The organism is Gordonia sp. YY1 (assembly GCF_009872315.1).
In the GTDB taxonomy this organism is placed as follows: domain Bacteria; phylum Actinomycetota; class Actinomycetes; order Mycobacteriales; family Mycobacteriaceae; genus Gordonia; species Gordonia amicalis.
Genome location: NZ_WXYI01000001.1, coordinates 592892 through 614324, shown reverse-complemented (window position 1 = coordinate 614324; position 21433 = coordinate 592892). Strand labels below are relative to the sequence as shown.

Below are 21433 nucleotides of genomic sequence, written 5' to 3'. Positions count from 1 at the left end.
GAGGTACGGGGTCGACGGGAATCGCACGAAGTCGGTCACGGCGCGTCGCACCCGAACTTCGCACGGTAGGCGGCGCGGATCGACGGTTCGTGGACGTACTCGACACGCACACCGTGGCGACTCAGCACCTCGCCCCAGTTGAGCCATTTGGTGTCAGTGGCCTGCAGGACGGGGACACCGGCGACTTTCGCCGCCGCGACCAACTTGCGGTCCGACGGGTCGATCTCGGCATCGTCACCACCGAGCACCGCGTAGCTGTTCGGCGTGGTCGTATCGGGTTCGATGTCTGGTCGCACCGCTTCGTCCCAGCTGTGGCGATTGTCGTAGACGTACTTGGCGAAAGCATCACCCAAGGTGGGTTGTCCACCGCGACTGAGCTGGTGGAAGTACTCTTCGATGATTTCGCCGAGTTCATCGGTGACAACAGGAAGCCCGTTCTCGATGATCTCCTCGAGAATCTCCTCGCACGCCTCGACGAGTGCGATCGGCCGGTCGTCGGGAAACTTGACGACGAGCGGCACGTTGGTGTCGATCACTTTGCTCATGTGGACCGGCCTTGGCGTCGACGTCGAGCACTTCGTGACTGGGCGACCAGATCTGCCGCGGGGTCGCCGAAGAAGTTCGCGGGCCAGTTCCGCACGTTCCCGTACTCGTCGACGTCGAGCGCCTCGATGGTCGACCCCCGTTCGTCGAAGTTCACGGTGTAGCACCGCACATCGGCAGCGTCGACTTCTCCCTCGGCGATCCGACGGAGGAGACGCCGCAACAGGTGTTCGGAGTGGGATTCGACGATGAACTGCGTGCTGCGCGGCTTCCCGTTCTCACGAGCCGATGTCGCAGCGAGGAACAGGTCCGCGAGCCCGGCCTGCACGGATGGGTGAAGGTGGATCTCCGGTTGCTCCACGACAACCGTCGAACCGGGGGCGGAGTAGAACGCCTCCACGAGCACCGGAAGCACCTGCGAGACGCCGAACCCGACATCGGTGAGCAGAACTTCCCGACTACTGCCCGGCGTCGTCACTCGAACCTCGTACTCGTCACGACCGGCTCCGATCGGAGTCACCGCGAAGCTCTCGATCACCCCCAGCGTTCTCAGCCACTCGGCGACCAGTACTTGAAGGTGCTTCGTCTCCTGCTCGGGGTCGAAGTTGTACCGCCGGGACTGGCCGGCCAACAATGCATCGACCGTGTACTCACCGCTCCAGCCAACGTGGCTGACCTCTTCTCCGGACCATCGATACGTCCGACGGGGTTGTTTCCGCAACGGCCCGAGGTAGTTGACCGCCAACAACTGCTCCTCGAGCGCCAGCGTGAGATCTGCGGCGAAGTCGAGGAACTGATAACGAGTCGGTAGGTCATCGGGGAACGCATGGAAGTGGGAGGGAGCCGACACCGGCCACTGTCGTCCGAGCGTCCTGACCAGTTCGATGCCTTCGGCATGAACGGAGTAGTCTCCACTGCCGGCGTCACGCGCACTTCCCAGCGACAACGTGTCGCCGGAGTCGCTCGAGGTGAGGCGATACTCGTAGCTGTCGACGTGCAAGCGCGGTGGTGTCTCAGAAGTTGCACTGATCGCCGCACGAAATCCCATGTCGGTGCCATGGAATCTGGTTCGACTGTGTTCGTGATCCACGGTCAGCGGACGATCACGCCGCCAATCGAACTCAAAGGCCAAGGGCGCCTCGATGTTTCCGTTGCGCAGCACACTCGCGTACGCGCCGAGATCGACGGGTGTCCGGTCGTCCCCGGTGTGGAGGACCCGTCGGCGGTCCGGCGATTCGACTGTCTGCTGAAGCATGAGCAGGAACTGGTGCAGGCTCGACTTCCCCGACGAGTTGGCTCCGAACAGCACGGTCAACGGGGCCAGCTCGATGTCGCCCGTGTCCTCCCATGCCTTGAAGTTCTTCAGCCGTAATCGGGTGAACACGCCATTCCCTTCCTTCGCGAGCACTCTGCGTTCAGCGCAGTCACCTCCGCGGCCGCCCATCGCCGTGGAGAGTGCCGGCCAGCTCTCGAGAGAGTCGGTGAACCTCCGAGTTGCGGTGAGCAGAGTACCAATTCTGGACGCCTTGTTCGTCCAGGCAGCGGCTTTTCTCTGGCTGCGGGTGTGGCCGAACCCGCGTCGCCTTCGCTTCGCTCTACTTCGGCAGTCGCCGCGTCAACCCCGCGCCATGTCCACGAACCGGCTGAGATGCAGCTGGTGCGCGACGGTGATCGTGGCGGTCGGGCCGTTACGGTGCTTACCGACGATGATGTCGGCCTCACCGGCGCGCGGGTCGTCGCGCTCGATCGAGTCGGGGCGGTGCAGCAGGATGACCATGTCGGCGTCCTGCTCCAGCGAGCCGGACTCACGAAGGTCCGACACCTGCGGCTTCTTGTCGGTACGTTGCTCGGGACCACGGTTCAGCTGACTGATCGCGATCACCGGAACCTCGAGTTCCTTCGCCAGTAGCTTGAGTTGACGGGAGAACTCCGAGACCTCTTGCTGACGCGACTCGACCTTCTTACCCGAGGTCATCAGCTGCATGTAGTCCACCGCAACGACTTTGAGGTCGTGACGCTGCTTGAGACGACGCGCCTTGGCGCGGATCTCCATCATCGTCAGGTTCGGCGAGTCGTCGATGAAGAACGGCGCATCCGAGATCTCGCCCATACGACGAGCCAACCGGGTCCAGTCGTCGTCGCTCATGGTGCCGGCACGCATGTCGGCCAGCTTGACCTTCGCCTCCGCCGACAGCAGACGCATGACGATCTCGGTTTTACTCATTTCCAGCGAGAACATGGCTGCGGTGAGGCCGTGTCCGATCGCCGCGGACCGCAGGAAGTCCATGGCCAGCGTGGAGTTGTGTGTGGGGACCATCGCCTCGCCGGCGAGGTAGAGGTGTTCGTCGTTGTCGACCTCGACGCAGCGCACCGGCACCGAGTCGACCGGCCGCACCGCGACGACGCGTCGAACACCGGCATTACGACGAAGTTCCTTGTGGCGCAATGCCTTGTGGTGGACGGTGAAGACATCCTCATCGGCGTCGACGCGCAACCAACCCGTCGCCGAACGCTTGTAGTTGAAGCCCAGACCGGCAACGAGATCGGCCACGACCCCGGTCATGTGCCGGGTCGCGGCGGGCACGGTGATCCACCCGTCATCGTCGACGGTGGCACGCGCGTCGAGGAGGCCGGCCAACAGCGCGCGACGCTGAGCGATCGACCCGCGCAGGTACTCGTAGGGGATGCGACCACCCAGGTCGGCCATCAACGTCATGACGTCGACGGGACCTTCCGCGTCGATACGCATGCTGATCTCGGGATCGTCGAACGCCATTCCCGCGAGCGCGGCGACGGTGTACGGCCCATAGGCAAAACGCTTGCGCGGCAACTCGAGTGGCGCGGTGTTGCGGATGACGGCACATCCGACGTGGGCGCGCAGACCCGCCGTGGTGACGACCTGACGCTCGCCGTCGATCTCGGCCGCCCACTGATGCTGCTCGTCGGCGACCAGCACGGCACCGTCGTTGAATTCGACCTCGTAGCAGGGACGCTCGGTCATGACGTCGGTCGCCGCGACCACCGTCGTCGGCCGGCCGTGGGCGTCGAGTAGCTGGTCGCCGACCCCGACCTTGCCCATCGTCGTCCAGCCGGTGGGCGTGGGCAGCGGGGTGTCGAGGGCGAGCGCCTTGCCGACGCCCGGTCGTGCGGCGACGATGATCATCTGGCCCGGATGCAGACCGTTGGTGAGCTTGTCGAAGTCCGCGAAGCCGGTCGGGACACCCAGCGAGATACCGCCGCGCGAGGCGATCGAGTCGATCTCGTCCATCGTCGGCTGCAGGAGCTCTTCGAGCGGGAGGTAATCCTCGGCCTGGCGGCGTTCGGTGACCTCGTACACCTCGGCCTGTGCGCGGTCGACGACCTCGGCCACGTCCTGGCCGTCGTTGCCCGCGTAGCCGTACTGCACGATGCGGGTACCGGCCGTCACCAGACGACGCAGGATGGCCTTCTCGGCCACGATCTCGGCGTAGTAGCCGGCATTGGCCGCGGTGGGCACCGTCGAGATCAGGGTGTGCAGATACGGGGCGCCGCCGATGCGCTTGAGTTCGCCCGACCGCTCCAGTTCGGCGGCAACGGTGACCGCGTCAGCCGGTTCACCCTTGCTGTAGAGGCTGAGGATCGCCTCGAACACGGCTTGATGCGCCGGCCGGTAGAAGTCGGCCGTGCGGATCTTCTCGACGACGTCGGCGACTGCGTCCTTGGACAGCAACATGCCGCCGAGTACCGACTGCTCGGCGGCGAGGTCCTGCGGGGGTTGGCGACCGAAATCCTCGGTGGGGAGAGCGTCATCACCCCGACCCCTGTCCTGGTCGCGGTCTCCGGCGGCGGGACCGCGCCCGCGGTCATCCACAACAGCCACGCGTGTCTAACCTCTCGCAACGCTCGATCCATTCGCCCGGGGCGGATGGGTACGACCTCTGTGGTGTCGGCCCCGGTAGGCCACCTCGCGAGTCCCCGGTGTCGACGTCATGCCCTGTCACTTGATGCTCTGTCCGTCTCCATTCCTATCGGCTCGCTCCGACAAAGAGTGCTGTCGTGCGCGCGAGACGGGACTGAGACCTGAGCCGAGACATTAAGACCTCGACGCCGCCGACTCAAACCGGACTGTTAGCAAATCTGGGGAGGACTTGTGGACGAGGTGTGAGTGATCGGGGGAGCGATTGTGCAACCGTTGTGGACAACCTGAGGAATTAGGGTGTGAACAACCCTGTTTGACCAGGTCAGCGGCCTGATTAGTTTCCACAATCACGAAACTGAAAATCCTTCGGTACTCTTCGGCGCGTCGTCGTGCGGGCGTGTTGCGACCCACTGTTCAACTACGTGTGGCAAACAATTCGGTGAATTTCCCGGGTGATCTGCGTAACAGGTCCGCATACCTCCGATCAGTCGCCCGACTTATCCACAGTTAGTCGACGAGGACACGAACGCGTGTGATGCAATGTCGATCGTGTCGCCATTGGGGTTGGGAACCGGGATCATCCGTCGAACAGTCGGTGCGCTTGCGGCGCTGACCGTCGCGGCCGGGATCGCGGTGGGAGCACCGGCGGTGAACGCAGCACCGGGTCCCACGATGCCCGTCGAATTCGATCTGTCGCGCTACCAGCCCGTCGACCCGACGACGTTCCGGTCACTCGCCTACGGTGACAACGGCCGATCGTTCTTCACCACGGGCCGCTGGATGTGCCAGATCGGCCAGGCGTACCGCTACGTGGGCTGCCAGGGTCGTCCCGCGACCGCCCCGCCCACCGCGACGGGCGCCGCCATCGCCGGCGACCAACAGGGACCGTGGTGGGTCAACCGGGAACAGACCTATCGGTTCGGATCCACGACCGGTTTCCGGCCGCCGCTCCTCGGGGTCGGCAAGCGCGTCACGATCGCCGGTGTCACCTGCACCGTGCCCCGCCGCGACGTCGTCGCCTGCCGCACCGGCGAGCGGGCGCTGATCTTCACGCCCGCGTGGCACAAGTTCTTCTTCCCGTCCTGGGACACGCTCGGACCGGGCAACAACGCCGTCGCACACAGCGCGAACCCGGCACCGCGATACCTCCCGCCCGGCCTCCAGTACTGGAATCAGCTGCCCGCCAACCCGCCTGCGCCGAAGTAGGGGACCTCGATACGCGGCGTCCTCGCTCCGCTCGGTCGTCGCTACTCGGCCGGCGGTCGGGGCGCATCCTCGCTCCGCTCGGTCGTCGCTACTCGGCCGGCGGTCGGGGGGCCTCCTCGCCCCGCTCGCGTCGCTACTCGGCCGGCCGGGGCAGACACGACAAGGCCGGGTGGAATCTCTTCCACCCGGCCTTGTGAGTTCGACGCTGCGGTCAGCCGGCGGCGACGACCGCGAGCTGCACGGTCGCCGAGACCTGCGGGTGCAGGGTGACGGTGACCGGGTAGCTACCGGTGGCCTTGATGTGACCCTTGGGCAGCACGACGTTGCGCTTGTCGACAACCGGTCCGCCGGCGGTCTTGATGGCACCGGCGACGTCTGCCGCGGTGACCGAACCGAACAGCTTGCCCGAGTCGTGGGTCTTGACGTCCAGCGAGACCGCCGCGAGGCCCTCGAGGGCCTGCTTCAGCTCGTTGGCGTGCTCGAGACCGCGAACCTCGCGGGCCTCCTGCGCACGGCGGATGCCCTCGACCTGCTTCTCGGCGCCGCGGGTGGCCTTGATGGCCAGGCCGCGGGGCAGCAGGTAGTTGCGGCCGTAGCCGTCCTTGACCACGACGATGTCGCCGGCTTCGCCGAGATTCTCCACGGCGGCGGTGAGGATGAGCTTCATGTCAACTGATCCTTTCCGCTTATCGGCTGGTCGAGGTGAAGGGCAGCAGGGCCACCTCACGCGAGTTCTTGACGGCCACGGCGACGTCGCGCTGGTGCTGCACGCAGTTACCGGTCACGCGACGCGAGCGGATCTTGCCGCGGTCGGACAGGAAACGACGCAGAAGCGCGGTGTCCTTGTAGTCGATGACGGCCTTTTTGTCCTTGCAGAAGCTGCACGCCTTGGTCTTGGTGACCTTCTCGACGCGAGGCTTCCGGCTGGGCTTTGCCTTTGCCATGTGTGTATTGCTCCAGTCATGCAATCCGGGTGGCCGCCGACGGGCGGGACCCGGGAGTTATCAGAATGGTGGTTCGTCGTCCCCGCCACCGAACGATCCGCCGCTGCTGGCAGGCGCGCTGCCCCAGGGATCGTCGGCGACCTGCTGGTTCGATCCGCCGCCGCGGCTACCGCCGCCGCCACCGGATCCGAATCCACCGCCGCCACCGCCACCGCCGCGCGAGGCGCGATTGACCTTGGCGGTGGCGTAACGCAGCGAGGGGCCGATCTCGTCGACCTCGAGTTCCACGACCGTGCGTCGTTCGCCTTCTTTGGTTTCGTAGGACCGCTGCTTGAGCCGTCCCTGCACGATGACCCGGGATCCCTTGGTCAGGCTTTCGGTCACGTTCTCCGCGGCGTCGCGCCAGATGTTGCAGCGGAGGAACAGCGCTTCGCCGTCCTTCCACTCATTGGTCTGACGGTCGAACGTGCGCGGGGTGGAAGCCACCGTGAAGTTGGCAACCGCTGCTCCCGACGGCGTGAACCGCAATTCCGGGTCGGCGGTGAGGTTGCCGATGACGGTGATGACCGTGTCGCCTGCCATGTGTGTTTCCCCTCGGGTCGTTGGTGGGCACTCGCTGATCGACATGCACCGGGAGTTTCTGGGTCAACCCTAGAACCCGGTACCGACGTCTTCAGACGTTCAAGAAACCCTGTGGATTACTTCCGCAGGACCTTGGTGCGCAGAACCGACTCGTTCAGCTTCAGCTGACGGTCGAGCTCGGTAACCGTGGCGGGCTCGGCATTGAGATCGATGACGGCGTAGATGCCTTCATTGTGCTTCAGGATCTCGTAAGCAAGGCGGCGCTTGCCCCAGATGTCGACACCATCCACCGAACCGCCATCCTTGCGGACAACATTGAGGAAAGTATCGAGTGAGGGTGCGACGGTGCGCTCGTCCAGATTCGGATCGAGGATGACCATCAATTCGTAGTGACGCATAAGACCACATCACCTCCTATGGGCTAGGTCGGCCACGGACTGTCCGTGGCAGGAGGGTCGCCTGCGTCGGCAACCGGTCCAAGATACATGACCAGGACGTTCTCCCGGAAATCCGAGGTCACCGGCACCGCCCCGTCGTGGCTCGTCGCTCACGCTCCTCGCACCTCAGGGAGCAAGGGTCGGGCACGACGACCTACTCTGTTGGCCATGTCGGAGCCGCGGACCAGTACGCCTCGACGGATCACGTGGTTGTCCGGACGCGGTGAGACCGCGGTCATCGTGCTGGTGTCGTTGCTGGCGACCGCGGCGACGATGTTCTGGAGCTACCAGGTCAAGGTCCGCTGCGGTGGGGCGCCGTTCGATGCCGACGGACGCAGCGCCAACTGGCCCTCCGGCAATCCCGGCGGCATCATCCCCTGCTACTCGGACCTGATGTACCTGTGGCTCGGCCGGGACATCAACAACCACGTGTTTCCCTACATCCACGGCGGGATCGGTGGCGACGGCACGCTCTTCGGCGGCGTCGTCGAGTACCCCGTGCTGTCCGGGCTGATGATGTACGTCGGGGCAATCGGCGCCCACACCGACACAGAGTTCTTCAACCAGACCGCATTGTTGTTGGCCCCCTTCGGTTTTGCGATCACTGTCATGCTGGCGCTGATGGTCCGCTGGTGGGCGCTGCTGTGGGCGGCCACTCCCCCGCTGGTCCTGTACTCCTTCCACAACTGGGAGCTGCCGGTGGTCGCGACCGCCGTCGCCGCGATCGCGGTGATGACGTGGGGTGGCTCGATCGATCGGGGCACGGGCCGACGAAGACTCCCCCTCCGCACCGCGGCGATCGTGGCCTCGGTCCTGCTCGCGATCAGTTTTTGTCTCAAGCTGTATCCCGGGATCTTCGTGCTGCCGCTGGCCGCCTATGTCCTGACCGGCGGTGCCGGTGGACTGAGGCGCGTCGGGCGCCGCGGCCTCGACTGGGTGGGTGCCGCGTGGGTTGCGGGCGCCGCAGTGGTCACCGTCGTCGCCATCCAGTTGCCGTTCATGGTCCTCGGATTCGACGGCTGGAAGGCGGCACTGACGTTCCAGGGGCGTCGGCGGGCCGACGTCGACACCAACTCCATCTGGTACTGGGGTCTGCGCTACCTCACCGGCACGACCGACACCTATCACTCGCTCGTCGGGGTCGCCTCGCCGCTGTTGATCCTTGTCACCTTCGCGGTCGCCATGTACCTCGGGTGGCGGCATTACCGCCGGATCGGCGTGTTTCCCTGGATAGGTGTCAGCGGGGCGATGCTCGCCGGGTTCATGCTGTTCCACAAAGTGCACTCGCCGCAGTACACCCTGTGGATTCTCCCGTTCTTCGTGCTGATGCGAGTGCGGTGGCAGGTCATCGCGGTGTATCTGCTCACCGACATCGCTCTGGACCTGACGATCTTCCGCCTGTTCCCGATCCGCGACGCCGGCGACCCACTGCCCTGGTGGGTGCTCACCGGTGTCGCGGGCTCGGTCTGGGTTCACGCATTCCTGCTCGTGTACCTGATCGGCACGCTGGTCCGCACCCCGCTGCGTGAACCACTCGGGTCGATGACGATCCGCGACGACGCGCGCGTCGATCGGCCCGACGAACAGACCTCTCGCCCCGTACCGGCGACGGACAGGGCCTGACATGAGTTCGTGGCTGGGTACCGGACCGCTCGTCGGCGATCGGGTCACTCTGCGGCCGTTGACGATCGACGACGCGCCGGCCCTCGCTCGGGTGGTCGGTGACCCGGACAGGTTCCGCTGGTCTCCGGGTGTGCCCGTCGATCTCGACTCCGCCCGTCGTCTCATCGAGGCCGCCACCGCCGACCCCGGCGCACGCGTGGCGTTCGCCGTCGTCGACAACATCGACGGCACCGTCGTCGGATCGACGAGTTTCTACGAGATCGACGAGGCAAACCGCAGCGTCTGTATCGGCTACACCTTCTACGCCGAACGCGTGCAGGGAACGACGGTCAATCCGACCGCGAAGTATCTGCTGCTGCGGCGCGCTTTCGAGGACTGCGGCGCCGTACGGATCACGTGGCACACCCACGAGCACAACACGCAGTCCCGGGCCGCGATCGCGAAACTCGGCGCCCGATTCGAAGGACTGCTTCGCAAACACCGACGATTCGGCGACGGATGGCGGACCACCGCGCTCTACTCGATGACCTACGACGAGTGGCCGGACGCGAAAGCCGCACTGCTACAACGGATTAGCTGACACGCCGGGCATCATGGCTCCTTCGAGTGGTCCGGATGACCATGCGTCCGGCGCTCTTCTTTCATCCGCGCCTCGTACAGATGCCGTTCCCCGTCGGTCAACTCGTTGCGCACCCGTTCCGTATGGGCCCGGAACGGGTGCCAGTACGTGTCGTCGAATTCCTCGACGACCTGAAATGTCCAGCGGCCGTTGATGACATTGCGTCCGACCATCTCTGTTGCGAGGATGTCCGCAATGTCGGCGTGTCCGTCTTTACGTAGCGCGTCCACGGCCTCCCCGAGCAGAAGATCCGCATGCCCGATGAGCTGGTGGAAGCTGTAGAGGTGACCGCGGGCGCGTTCGACGTACTCGAGCGCCTCACCCACTTTTCCGACCGCCTCGGCGGTCGTATCCGGGACCTGTTCGCCACGCTCAGCCATGTCCCGACAATACCCACGCCGAGGGTGCGTCAACCTTCAAATTCGCCGACCGATGTAGCTGCCGTAGACGCGATCCTCGTCGAATCCGTCGTAGATCTCACTGACCTCACCATTGAGCGCCTGGCTGATCTTGTGACCCAACTGCCTGAATTCAAGTTGCGCCTCAGCGGATCTCGGCGCCAGGGCGGAGAGAGTGCACAACCAGCGGTGGATGATGCGCAGATCGTCGGTGGACAAGGGGCCGCGTACCCAATTCGCCTTTTCCCAGGTCTGGCGTTCCCACGCCTGCCACGGATGGTCCCATCCGCTCGGCGGCGAGATCGCGAAGAGTCCGCGCACGATGACGTCGTTGCGATCGATCCCGGTCTCCGTGCGCCAGCGGTCGACGATCCGGGAATAGGTCAAGTAGTCGGCGGCGGTCCAGACGCCGTCGCGCAGGCCCTTCCAACCGGCACGCCGCAATGATCGGCCGACCTTGGCCTCGAGCACCGGGCTCGGATGTTTCGGATCGCCGGCACCCGCGAAGTACAGGTACCACGTGAACCCGGCCGGGCCGAGCTTCTCGATGGTGTTGCCGCCCTTGTCCGGTCGCAGCATCGCGTACGCCGCGCCGGGGTCGTCGCGACTAGCCAGGGCGGCCTCCTGGAGGAGTCGGCCGAGACGTTTGCGGTCTGCGGCCACGGCGGCGATCCGCTTCTTCCCGTCTGCGTTCTGACGGCCCAGGCAGAATGCGACGACGTTCCACAACAGCGCGATTGCATCTTCCGCGGACTCGCCGGCGACGGCGCCGAGGGCGAACAGGTCTCCTCTACTGATCTTGCTGCCGTGCAGCGTGTTCGGCATGTCGAACTCGGCGAGATGGTCGATCCACCACTGCTGGTCGACCAGGACGGAATCGGTCAGGAGTTCGGTCGCGCGATCGCCGTCGGCGAGCCAGTCGATGAGGTCGTCGGGAACAGCGAGTTGTGAGGGATTCATGCTGGATTGGACGCGCCGACGCGGAGTTCGGTTCCCTCCTTCCGATACGCCAGCTCGGCCGGCGCGGTCAGCTCACGTACTCCCGGCCGAAACGGGCTCGGCCACTTCGACTTCGGCGCGCCGCCGCACGAGCCGCGACGGGAGGCGTAACCGGATGCGGTCCGGTGCGCCGTCGAGCACACCACCGGCCGGATCGTCGTACCAGCGACCGTCGTTCCCGCGCCGGACGAGGTCCTCCTGCGGATGCCAGATCTGCCAGATCACGACCGCACACAGCACGATGACCATCACTCCCCGGAGCACCACCGCGGCCGTGAACCACTGGTCGGGCAGCCAACGGCGTTCCGCATCCAGGAAGAGGCTCATCCGCGGAATCCAGATCAGCGCGTCGATCGTCATCCACGTCAGCAGCAGCCTGGTGTGTGGGATCGCGAGCACTGCCAGCGGCACCAGCCACAGCGAGTACTGCGGGCTCCACACCTTGTTGACGAGCAGGAAGCCGGCGACCGCGAGGAACGCCAGCTGCGCGACACGGGGTCGGAACGGCGCACTCAGGCCGATGAGGGCGACAGCCACCATGACGAGGACCGTCAGCCCGACCGACAGCGCGTTCAGATGGTCGATGTTCCATGTGAAACCAAGCGTGTCGGCGAGGATGCGGTAGATGGTGTCGGCGTCGGCGGACCGGTCTGCGTTGAACCGGAAGAACTCCCACCACCCGGTCGGATACGGGATCAGGATCGGGAGGTTGACCAGCAGCCACGCGGCGAGGGCTGCGGCGGCCGCGGCCCCGAACTCGCGGACTCGGCCGGTCCGCAGACACAGCGCTCCCAGTACCACCAGCAACAACGCCGGATAGAGTTTCGCCGCGGCGCCGACGCCGATCGCCACGCCCGCAATCCACGGCCGGTCCCGCGACCACGCGAGCAGCGCGACCGCGACGGCCGCGGTCGCGATGGTGTCGAAGTTGGTGAAGGCATGGACGAACACCAGCGGCGACAGCGCCGCCAGCCACACCGTCCACATCCGGGTCCGCGCAGTGAGAGCCGTCGCCCAGATGGTGACCAGCCAGAACAGTGCCAGGCCCAACGCGACGATGGTGAAGAACAGCACCACGTCGAGCGCGCCGGGGACACCCCAGTTCTCCTCGGCCCACACCCAGCCGCGCGTCAACTGCGCGGCACCGTACATGAACATCCCGGTGAGCACGGGATACTCCATGTACCGCTTGATGGTCTGGCCCTGGGAGTCCTCCTGGAACCAGAAGTCGCGGTACGGCAGCGCCCCGATGTTGAGTCGTTCCGCGCCGTACAGGCTGATGACGTCGCTGTAGCAGAGGTTGGTGAACTGTCGCTGGTCGTCCCAGTCGAGTCGCATCTCGGCGCCGGGGCGTCCGGACGAACCGCCGTCGGCCGGGGCCTGTTGCAGGCAGCCCGCCTTGCCGAACCAGCCGATGGCCAATCCGCACAGCGCGAGCGCGAACAGCACGCGTAGCGGGGTCAGGTGGCGGCTTCGGCCGATGACGGCATGCGCGCCCGCCGGTCCGCCGATGAGTGAACTCGCTTCGCGGACCGAGTTGTCGGTGCGCGTCGGGAGGACGCGTTCGGTGTCGACGCGACCGTCTCGCGCCATCGGCGCAGGGCTGTCCCAGGCAGGGTCGGCTACATCGTCGGAGTCAGCCGATACGTCCTGGTCAGCCGACCGGCGGTTCAGGGACTCCTCCGCCGTCCGCACCGCCGGGCACGTTGCCTCCGCCGTCCGGCGTGTTCCCGCCACCGGAGTCCCCACCGCCGGGCGAGTTGCCGCCACCGGAGTCGCCCCCGCCTCGGGGAGCGCCCGGGAGTGGGATGGTGACGCCGGGTGCGAGTGTCAGGTTGCCGTCGCCGCCCTGGTCGGGGATGTCGAAGGTCGGAAGGGATGGTCCCCGCGAGCGTGTGGACGGAGCGTAGGTGGTCGCCGGGGCCTCGTAGGGGATGCCGGCCACGCCGCCGATCGCCTCGGGCTCGGGGAACTCCTTGATCTCCTTGCCCTCGAGCGCGGCGTTCATCGCCGCCTTCCAGATCTGCGCGGGCAGACCACTGCCGTAGATCGACGCGCCGCTGTAGTTGGTCAGCGCCGTACCGTCGTTCGTACCGACCCAGACCGCGGTGGACAGCTGCGGGGTGTACCCGACCATCCACGCATCCTTGTTCTTTCCGGTGTCGCCGAGCTGCACCGTGCCGGTCTTGGCGGCCGACGGACGCGAGCCGAGCGACGAGTCGTAGAGCGAGTTGCCGTTGGAGTATGCCGCGATCGGCTCCAGCGCCGCGGTCACGTTGTCGGCGACTTTGGCGGGGAACACCCGCTTGCCCTCGGACTTGCGTTCGAAGAGCACCTGTCCCTCGGAGTCGACGACCTTCTGCACGAAGTACGGCTCGTGGTAGACACCGGACGCCGCGAGGGTGGCATATGCCGAGGCCATGTCGATGACGCGGGACTGGTACTGACCCAGGACGACGCCGCCCTCCGGGGAGCCGTTCGCCTCCTGGAGGGTCTTGTCGATGTTGCCGAAGGATTCGGCCACGCCGGCTCGATGCGCTGCGTCGGCGACGTCCTCGGCGCCTCGCTTGAGGTCCATCATGAGTCGGTAGTAGACGGTGTTCAGCGACATCTTCATCGCTGTTGCGAGGTTGCACGAGCCGCAGCTCTGACCCTCGGAGTTCTCGACCGTGAGTCCACCGCTGGCCTCGAAGGGTGCGGAGCTGTAGACCTTCGACAGCGGGATGTCCTGTTCGAGCGCCGCGACGAGCGCGAACACCTTGAACGACGATCCGGTCTGCAGGCCCGCCTGTGCGAGGTCCCACCCGCCGGCGTTGTCACCGCCGTAGTAACCGCGGACGGCGCCGGTCTGCGGGTCGATGGACACCGCCGATGCCAGGAGGTCGTCGGGTTCGCCGTTGAGCTGGCCGTCCGGGCATTTGTAGATCTTGTTCTTGCGGCAGGCCGCCTGGACGACGCCGTTCTGCACCTGTGGATCGATGGTGGTGCTGATCTTGAGACCACCGGTCTGCAGCTGCTTCTCGGTGATGCCGACGCTGTTGAGTTCTTCCAGCACCCGACGTTTGATCAGGCCATTGGGGCCCGGTGTCTCGTCGGTACCGCTGACCCGCGGCTTGATGGTCTTCGGGAAGACCGCGTTGTCGGCCTGCTGCTTGGTGATGGCGCCGGTGGCGACCATGCCGCTCAGCACGTAGCGCCAGCGGGCCTCGGTCGCCTCCCGGTTGTTCTCCGGGTCGTAGTACGACGGCGCGCGAATGACCCCGGCCAGCAGTGCCGCTTCCTCGAAGGTCAACGGGTTCTTCGCGGCCCGCGCCTTGTCGGTGATCGACTTGTTGAAGTACTTCTGGGTGGCGACGGCGACGCCGTAGGCGCCTCGGCCGAAGTAAATGGTGTTGAGGTAGGCCTCGAGGATCTTCTCCTTGGACCAGCCGTGCCGTTCGTTCATCTTCGCGGCGATCGCGAGTTCCTTGAACTTGCGGTCGAAGCTGCGTTCGTCACCGACGATCGCATTCTTGACGTACTGCTGGGTGATCGTCGATCCACCGCCGGCGGACTGGTTGCCGGTGATCTGACCGATCATCGCGCGGGACAGGCCGCGCGGCGAGAAGCCGTTGTTGGTCCAGAACTCGCGGTCCTCGGCGGCGACGATCGCCTGGATCATCGTGTCGGGGATCTCGTCGAGCGGCACCACCGTGCGGTTGCCGTCGGGCTGGGTGATGTCGGCGAGGGTGCGGCCGGAGGTGTCGACGATGGTCGCCTTCTGACTGACCTCTGGTTCCGGGATCTCCGCGGTGAAGTAGGTGAAGGCGAACGCGAAGATCAGCACCAGCACGATGGCCGGGACGACGGCGCCCACTGCGCCGAGCGCCCACGCGAACCGCTTGTGCCGTTCCTCCGCTGCCTGCCTGCTGTTTCGCCGGTTGCCACTGCCACCGTTGCGACCGGGACGGGTTCCGGTACCGCGCGGTGTGGGCGAAGAACCGTACGCCTCGCTCATCGTCCACCTTTCCTACCGGGCGTGCGGCGCGTCACACACCGCTGACCTCGGTCACTTTCTCGAGCCTCGTGCCACTCCACTTTGACAGCACGTGCGGGGCCTCGGCAAAAAACCGCAGGCCAGCGCGCTACTTGGCCACGCGTCGGGTGCGACGCGTGGTCCGCGGGGGCAGCCCGGCAACGTAGGACTGCACCAAATGGTTCCAGCTACACGTCCGGCACACCTCGACGACATGCACCGAGAACTCCTCGTCGGTGGTCGCCAGCCGGGCGATCTCCTCAGTGCTCCGCGCTGAGCCACTCACTTGGCCAAGGCGTTCGCCGAACACCCAGGAAACCAGCGTGACCTGCTCTTTTCGGCAGATCGGGCACATCGTGTCACTGGGCCGACCGTGGAACTTCGCCGCGCGCAGAAGATATGGACTCGCATCGCACACATCGGCCACGGCGGTCCGGCCCGCGTGGACCGAGGACAGCCGAGCGCGCCGCTGCAGGGCGTAGTCGACGATCTGGCGTTGCACGGTTCCAAGCGTACGTGGTCACACCTCCACCGTCGGCGCGACGGGTCCGGCCGCCGACGGGGCGGGTTCGGTCGCCAACCCACGACACGCGGGGTAGCTTCCTCGATCGACCTCATCGTGGACACAGTTATATCGGTGCGATACATTGACAAACACATCGGAGCGAGGTGTTGCGCTGTCAGCACGCTCCGACACATCGAGGAAGGAGGGGGTGACGAAGTGCTCGAATTGGCGATTCTCGGCTTGCTCCTCGAATCCCCCATGCACGGCTACGAGCTGCGCAAGCGGCTGACCGGGCTTCTCGGCGCCTTCCGTGCTTTCTCCTACGGTTCGCTGTATCCGACCCTGCGCCGGATGCAGGCCGACGGATTCATCGACGAAGCCGACGCGCCCATGGGTGTGAAGGTTCGTCGTGGTCGTCGGGTGTACCAACTCACCGATGCAGGTCGTGCTCGGTTCGCCGAGCTCGTGGCCGACACCGGTCCGCAGAACTACACCGACGACGGTTTCGGTGTTCATCTGGCGTTCTTCAGCCGGACTCCCGCGGTGGCGCGCATGCGCATCCTCGAGGGACGTCGCCGGCAGGTCGAGGAACGCCGAGAAGGGTTGCGGGAGATCGTCGGACGGTCCAACCGGGCGGTCGATCGCTACACCCGTCAGCTGCATCAGCTCAGCCTCGAGTCCAGTGAACGGGAGGTCCGCTGGCTCAACGAGCTGATCGCCGCCGAGAGCTCCCAGCAGCAAGACGGGACTCCCAGTCCGTTCGACCCACCAAATCCGTTCGACACCGACGCATTCGATCCCGACGACGCCGTTCGGGACACCGCCGGAACCGAACAGTCACCTGTCGATCCGGGGCCGGGCAACCGGGACCGGGACGAACCGATGGCGAATATCGAAGAACCGGACTCGACGCCGAGCCGGGACGAACAGCTCGGGCACCCGAGCAAGTGAAAACACCGGTGGCGCAGCGAACGTCTGCGACGCCGCAACAAGAAGGAGAGCCCGACCATGGGTGAGCCCAATAAGGTGCGCGTTGCCATTGTGGGCGTAGGAAACTGCGCTTCATCCTTGGTGCAAGGCGTGCAGTACTACAAGGACGCCGACGAGAACGCCAGCGTGCCGGGTCTGATGCATGTGAAGTTCGGCCCGTACCACGTCCGCGACGTCGAGTTCGTCGCCGCGTTCGACGTGGACGCCAAGAAGGTCGGCTTCGACCTGTCCGACGCGATCTTCGCGAGCGAGAACAACACCATCAAGATCGCCGACGTGCCGCCGACCGGTGTCACCGTTCAGCGTGGCCACACCCTCGACGGCCTCGGCAAGTACTATCTCGAGACCATCACCGAGGCAGACGGTTCGGGTGTCGACATCGTCCAGGCCCTCAAGGACGCCGAGGTCGACGTCCTCGTCAGCTACCTGCCGGTCGGCTCGGAGCAGGCCGACAAGTTCTACGCACAGTGCTGCATCGACGCCAATGTGGCGTTCGTCAACGCACTCCCGGTCTTCATCGCCTCGGACCCCGAGTGGGCCAAGAAGTTCACCGACGCCGGTGTCCCGATCGTCGGCGACGACATCAAGAGCCAGGTCGGCGCCACCATCACCCACCGCGTGATGGCGAAGCTGTTCGAGGATCGCGGCGTCACCCTCGACCGCACCTACCAGCTGAACGTCGGCGGCAACATGGACTTCAAGAACATGCTCGAGCGTGAGCGTCTGGAGTCCAAGAAGGTCTCGAAGACCCAGGCCGTGACCTCCAACCTGACCGGCTCGCTCGCCGGCAAGGTCGAGGACAAGAACGTCCACATCGGCCCGTCGGACCACGTCGCATGGCTCGACGACCGCAAGTGGGCCTACGTCCGCCTCGAAGGCCGCGCCTTCGGTGACGTGCCGCTGAACCTCGAGTACAAGCTCGAGGTCTGGGACTCCCCCAACTCGGCCGGCATCATCATCGACGCCGTGCGCGCCGCCAAGATCGCCAAGGACCGTGGCATCGGCGGACCGATCCTCCCGGCCTCGGCCTACCTGATGAAGTCCCCGCCGAAGCAGCTCGCCGACGACGTCGCGCGTGCGCAGCTCGAGGCGTTCATCGTCGAGGCCTGATCCTCGCCGTAACGACTGTCGACGTCCCCGTTCGGGATTCGTGAGGCACACCCTCACGGTTCCGGCGGGGACGTCGTCGTTTTCGGCGACACGGGTTCGGTGAATCCACGCGTGGTCACTCGCGCTGTGGTCGACAATGATTCCTCATACCGCCGACTGCCGCGGCAGGTCACGAGGAGGAGACCACGATGGGTTCGAGAATCATCCGGGTGTGTGTGACCGCGGCGATCGCGGCCACGTTGGGACTGTTCGGTGTCGCGGGCACCGGGACTGCGGTTGCCGCACCGTCTCCCACCCCGGCCGTGACCGTCGTCGGTGGCTGTGACGGCGCGAAACTTGTTCAGCCACGGACACTCTCGTCGATCTTCTGCGCCGACGTGGGGGTCATCGTCTCGGACATCACCTGGCTCGCGTGGACCGATGGCTTCGCCGCCGGCTTCGGGACCGAGAACCGCAAGCTGTGCAAGCCGGACTGTGCGTCCGGGAGCATCGCGAAGTATCCGGTCGGCATCTGGCTGTTCGCGCCGAAGAATGGCGCGTTCACTCAGGTCTCGCTGTACTCGTCGATCGCGGGCCCGCCGGAGACCTACCAGTTGACCGGGCACGTGCGCTGACGCTCAGCTGATCTCGCCGCTGTCCTGCAAGACGGTCTCCTCGGCCCGATGTTCGTCCGGGTGTTCCTCGGCGGCGAGGCGTGGGATGAGACCGCCGGCGAGGACGTCGGACACCTGACGCTTCGAGAGCCGGTGCCGGACTTCGAATTCGCGGTCCTGGGTCACGTTGCGAACGGTGAGGACGTCCCCGTCACCCAGGGCATCCCGCAGCTTCTCCAGCCGCAGGGTATCGCCCTGCTCGACGGCGTCGTAGTCGGCGGGGTCGACGAATTCCACTGCCAGCACACCGAAGTTCGCGAGGTTCTGCCAGTGGATGCGCGCGAACGACTTGGCGATCACCACCCGCAGGCCGAGATGGCGCGGCGCGATGGCCGCATGTTCGCGTGACGAGCCCTGTCCATAGTTGTCACCGCCGATGATGATGTGGCCGGTGTCCGCGGAACGTGCACGTTCCGTGTAACTGTCGTCGATCCGCGTGAAGCAGAACTCGGCGAGCTTCGGGATGTTCGACCGGTAGGGCAGAGCTCGTGCGCCGGCGGGCGAGATGTCATCGGTGGAGATGTTGTCGCCGACCTTCAGCAACACCGGGGCCTCGACGACATCCGGCAGCGGATCCAGGTCCGGCAGGTCGGAGATGTTGGGGCCCTTCACCGGCTGGATCTCCGCTGCTTCGTCCGGCGGCAGCGGCGGCACGAGCATCGCGGTGTTGACCGAATGTTCGCGGGGAAGGTCGAGCTCGGGGTACGCGACCTCGTTGTCAGCCGCCCAGTCGCGGGGGTCGGTGATCACACCGGTGAGTGCCGAGGCCGCTGCGGTCTCCGGCGAGCACAGCCACACCTTGTCGTCCTTGGTCCCCGACCGTCCGGGGAAGTTGCGCGGCATCGTTCGGAGTGAGTTCTGCCCGGTCGCGGGTGCCTGTCCCATGCCGATGCACCCCATACATCCGGCCTGGTGGATGCGGGCGCCACCGATGACGAGGCTGGTCGTGGCGCCCATCTTGGTGAGGTCGGTGAGGATCTCTCGCGAGGTCGGGTTGATGTCGAAGCTGACGCCGGCCGACGTCTGCCTCCCCTCCACCATCGCTGCGGCGATCGCGAAGTCGCGGAGGCCGGGGTTGGCGCTCGACCCGATCACCACCTGCGAGATCTCCTCCCCGGCGACCTCGCTGACAGGCACGACGTCCCCGGGAGAGGAGGGTTTTGCGATCAGCGGGACGATCTCGGTGAGATCGATGGTCTCCTCGGCGTCGTAGGTCGCGCCGTCGTCGGCGACGAGCTCGATCCAGTCGTCTTCGCGGCCCTCGGCACGGAGGAACTCGCGCACCGCGTCGTCGCTGGGGAACACCGTCGTCGTCGCACCCAGTTCCGCGCCCATGTTCGCGATCACGTGGCGGTCCATCGCCGTCAGACTCGCGAGGCCGGGGCCGTGGTACTCGATGATCCTGTTCACCGCGCCCTTGACGTCGTGGCGCCGGAGCATCTCGAGGATCACGTCCTTGGCCGAACACCACGGTGGCAGCTCACCTTCCAGCCGGACACCCCAGATCTCCGGCATCCGGATGTTCAACGGGCGACCTGTGATGGCCAGCGCCACCTCGAGCCCGCCGACGCCGATCGCGAGCATGCCGAGCGATCCCGCCGCCGGTGTGTGCGAGTCGGACCCGACCATCGTCTTCCCGGGAATGCCGAACCGCTGCATGTGGGTGGGATGGGAGACCCCGTTGCCGGGCTTCGAGAACCACAATCCGAACCGTTCACACGCCGTACGCAGATATTCGTGGTCCTCGGCGTTCTTCTCGTCGGTCTGCAGGAGATTGTGGTCGACGTACTGAACGCTCACCTCGGTGCGGGCACGGTCGAGACCCAGCGACTCCAGTTCCTGCATCACCAGCGTCCCGGTCGCGTCCTGGGTGAGGGTCTGGTCGATGTGGATCGCGATCTCTTCGCCCGGGGTCATGTCCCCGGCCTCCAGATGGGATCCGATGAGCTTCCGGGCAACGTTCTGGGCGGGCATCGCACACTCCTGATCGACTCACGCCCGAGCCACATCGGCTCGGGACTGAACCGCGCCAGAACCTGTCCGCCGAGGTCGACACCGCGACACGCCTGGCGCTCACGCTCGGACTGGTCTCCATGGTCGCAGTGATGGACCCCACACACCAGGGGCACTACCCGCTCAGCCCAACGTGTCGAGACGGGTGGGGTCGCGAACCAGGAATCCGCAGGTCATCCAACCAACTCAGTGACCGACCCCCACCCTTCACATAGAGTGTTGTCGGTTGCTCCGAGAGTCTGAACCCCGGACGAATCGGACATCACCAGACCACGTACCAACAGAAAGGCACAATCTCATGGGCGTGAGCCTGAGCAAGGGTGGAAATGTCTCGCTGACCAAGGAGGCCCCGGGACTGACCGCAGTGTCCGTCGGCCTCGGCTGGGACATCCGCACCACCACCGGCACCGACTTCGACCTGGACGCCAGCGCCATCGCGCTCGGCGCGAACAAGAAGGTGCTGTCCGATCAGCACTTCATCTTCTTCAACAACCTGCGTTCGCCCGACGGCTCGATCGAGCACACCGGTGACAACCTGACCGGCGAGGGCGAAGGCGACGACGAGGTCATCAAGGTCGACCTCGCCGGTGTTCCGCCGGAGGTCGACTCCATCGTCTTCCCGGTCTCGATCTACGACGCCGACGCACGTTCGCAGTCGTTCGGACAGGTCCGCAACGCGTTCATCCGCGTCGTCAACCAGGCCGGTGGCACCGAGATCGCACGTTACGACCTCAGCGAGGACGCCTCCACCGAGACCGCGATGGTCTTCGGTGAGCTGTACCGCAACGGCGCGGAGTGGAAGTTCCGCGCGGTCGGTCAGGGCTACGCGTCGGGGCTCGCGGGCATCGCTCGCGACTTCGGCGTGAACGTCTGACCCCGGTTTTCGCCGGCTGTTCCC

General features: G+C 65.8%; 20 protein-coding genes. 7 read left to right on the top strand and 13 right to left on the bottom strand.

From position 1 onward, the window contains the following. Positions 1–35 precede the first annotated feature (35 nt). The 3 genes from BPODLACK_RS02795 to dnaB all read right to left on the bottom strand — a co-directional run bounded on the left by BPODLACK_RS02795 (position 36) and on the right by dnaB (position 4402). A complete protein-coding gene (locus tag BPODLACK_RS02795; protein ID WP_024499109.1) occupies positions 36–545 on the bottom strand; it encodes a hypothetical protein in 510 nt (169 codons plus the stop codon). Continuing rightward, positions 542–1927, bottom strand: a complete 1386-nt coding sequence (locus BPODLACK_RS02790) for an AAA family ATPase (protein ID WP_024499108.1) — start codon at positions 1925–1927, stop codon at positions 542–544. Before BPODLACK_RS02790 ends, BPODLACK_RS02795 begins: the two co-directional genes overlap by 4 nt. Before the next feature lie 231 nt (positions 1928–2158). Continuing rightward, positions 2159–4402, bottom strand: coding sequence for a replicative DNA helicase (gene dnaB, locus BPODLACK_RS02785; RefSeq protein ID WP_024499107.1), 2244 nt, complete (start codon positions 4400–4402; stop codon positions 2159–2161). A gap of 579 nt (positions 4403–4981) precedes the next feature. On the opposite strand from dnaB, the gene BPODLACK_RS02780 reads away from it, so the two are divergent. Next, positions 4982–5647: a hypothetical protein gene (locus tag BPODLACK_RS02780; RefSeq protein ID WP_035760553.1), complete on the top strand. Its 666-nt coding sequence runs from the start codon at positions 4982–4984 to the stop codon at positions 5645–5647. 211 nt (positions 5648–5858) lie between these two features. Here the strand turns inward: BPODLACK_RS02780 and rplI are convergent, their stop codons facing one another. From rplI to rpsF, 4 genes are all read right to left on the bottom strand, one after another. Further along, complete coding sequence (gene rplI, locus BPODLACK_RS02775) at positions 5859–6314, bottom strand: 50S ribosomal protein L9 (RefSeq protein WP_006438608.1); 456 nt, start codon at positions 6312–6314, stop codon at positions 5859–5861. A 19-nt stretch (positions 6315–6333) separates the two neighbouring features. Continuing rightward, on the bottom strand, positions 6334–6591 hold the full coding sequence (gene rpsR, locus BPODLACK_RS02770; RefSeq protein ID WP_004020662.1) for a 30S ribosomal protein S18: 258 nt from the start codon (positions 6589–6591) through the stop codon (positions 6334–6336). Positions 6592–6651: 60 nt separating this feature from the next. Next, on the bottom strand, positions 6652–7173 hold the full coding sequence (locus tag BPODLACK_RS02765) for a single-stranded DNA-binding protein (protein ID WP_006868586.1): 522 nt from the start codon (positions 7171–7173) through the stop codon (positions 6652–6654). A gap of 116 nt (positions 7174–7289) precedes the next feature. Next, positions 7290–7571, bottom strand: coding sequence for a 30S ribosomal protein S6 (gene rpsF / locus BPODLACK_RS02760; protein ID WP_004020660.1), 282 nt, complete (start codon positions 7569–7571; stop codon positions 7290–7292). Between the two features lie 207 nt (positions 7572–7778). Between rpsF and BPODLACK_RS02755 the strand changes: the two genes are divergently transcribed. Together BPODLACK_RS02755 and BPODLACK_RS02750 are read left to right on the top strand one after the other, a co-directional pair. Continuing rightward, complete coding sequence (locus BPODLACK_RS02755; RefSeq protein ID WP_159404666.1) at positions 7779–9233, top strand: hypothetical protein; 1455 nt, start codon at positions 7779–7781, stop codon at positions 9231–9233. A gap of 1 nt (position 9234) precedes the next feature. Beyond that, on the top strand, positions 9235–9813 hold the full coding sequence (locus BPODLACK_RS02750; RefSeq protein ID WP_159404665.1) for a GNAT family N-acetyltransferase: 579 nt from the start codon (positions 9235–9237) through the stop codon (positions 9811–9813). 11 nt (positions 9814–9824) lie between these two features. Here the strand turns inward: BPODLACK_RS02750 and BPODLACK_RS02745 are convergent, their stop codons facing one another. The 5 genes from BPODLACK_RS02745 to BPODLACK_RS02725 form a co-directional block, all read right to left on the bottom strand. Further along, positions 9825–10232: a hypothetical protein gene (locus BPODLACK_RS02745; protein ID WP_159404664.1), complete on the bottom strand. Its 408-nt coding sequence runs from the start codon at positions 10230–10232 to the stop codon at positions 9825–9827. Positions 10233–10268: 36 nt separating this feature from the next. Beyond that, entirely contained in the window at positions 10269–11210 is a 942-nt protein-coding gene (locus BPODLACK_RS02740) for an 8-oxoguanine DNA glycosylase OGG fold protein (RefSeq protein WP_159404663.1), read from the bottom strand. 72 nt (positions 11211–11282) lie between these two features. Continuing rightward, positions 11283–12842 carry a glycosyltransferase family 87 protein gene (locus BPODLACK_RS02735; protein ID WP_159404662.1) on the bottom strand — a complete coding sequence of 520 codons (1560 nt, stop codon included), beginning with the start codon at positions 12840–12842 and terminating at the stop codon, positions 11283–11285. A gap of 61 nt (positions 12843–12903) precedes the next feature. Further along, on the bottom strand, positions 12904–15246 hold the full coding sequence (locus tag BPODLACK_RS02730) for a transglycosylase domain-containing protein (RefSeq protein WP_024499100.1): 2343 nt from the start codon (positions 15244–15246) through the stop codon (positions 12904–12906). Between the two features lie 127 nt (positions 15247–15373). Then, complete coding sequence (locus BPODLACK_RS02725; RefSeq protein WP_006438600.1) at positions 15374–15766, bottom strand: DUF5318 family protein; 393 nt, start codon at positions 15764–15766, stop codon at positions 15374–15376. Positions 15767–15985: 219 nt separating this feature from the next. Here BPODLACK_RS02725 and BPODLACK_RS02720 point away from each other — a divergent pair, with 219 nt between their 5' ends. The 3 genes from BPODLACK_RS02720 (at position 15986) to BPODLACK_RS02710 (ending at position 18483) form a co-directional block, all read left to right on the top strand. Beyond that, complete coding sequence (locus BPODLACK_RS02720; protein ID WP_006438599.1) at positions 15986–16720, top strand: PadR family transcriptional regulator; 735 nt, start codon at positions 15986–15988, stop codon at positions 16718–16720. A 57-nt stretch (positions 16721–16777) separates the two neighbouring features. After that, positions 16778–17869 (top strand): inositol-3-phosphate synthase, encoded by a 1092-nt coding sequence (locus BPODLACK_RS02715; protein WP_006438598.1) that lies wholly within the window; start codon positions 16778–16780, stop codon positions 17867–17869. Positions 17870–18057: 188 nt separating this feature from the next. Then, positions 18058–18483, top strand: a complete 426-nt coding sequence (locus tag BPODLACK_RS02710) for a hypothetical protein (RefSeq protein ID WP_024499099.1) — start codon at positions 18058–18060, stop codon at positions 18481–18483. Positions 18484–18486: 3 nt separating this feature from the next. On the opposite strand, the gene BPODLACK_RS02705 is transcribed toward BPODLACK_RS02710, so the two are convergent. Next, positions 18487–20496: an aconitate hydratase gene (locus BPODLACK_RS02705; RefSeq protein WP_159404661.1), complete on the bottom strand. Its 2010-nt coding sequence runs from the start codon at positions 20494–20496 to the stop codon at positions 18487–18489. A gap of 337 nt (positions 20497–20833) precedes the next feature. On the opposite strand from BPODLACK_RS02705, the gene BPODLACK_RS02700 reads away from it, so the two are divergent. After that, positions 20834–21409: a TerD family protein gene (locus tag BPODLACK_RS02700; protein ID WP_024499097.1), complete on the top strand. Its 576-nt coding sequence runs from the start codon at positions 20834–20836 to the stop codon at positions 21407–21409. Positions 21410–21433 lie beyond the last annotated feature (24 nt).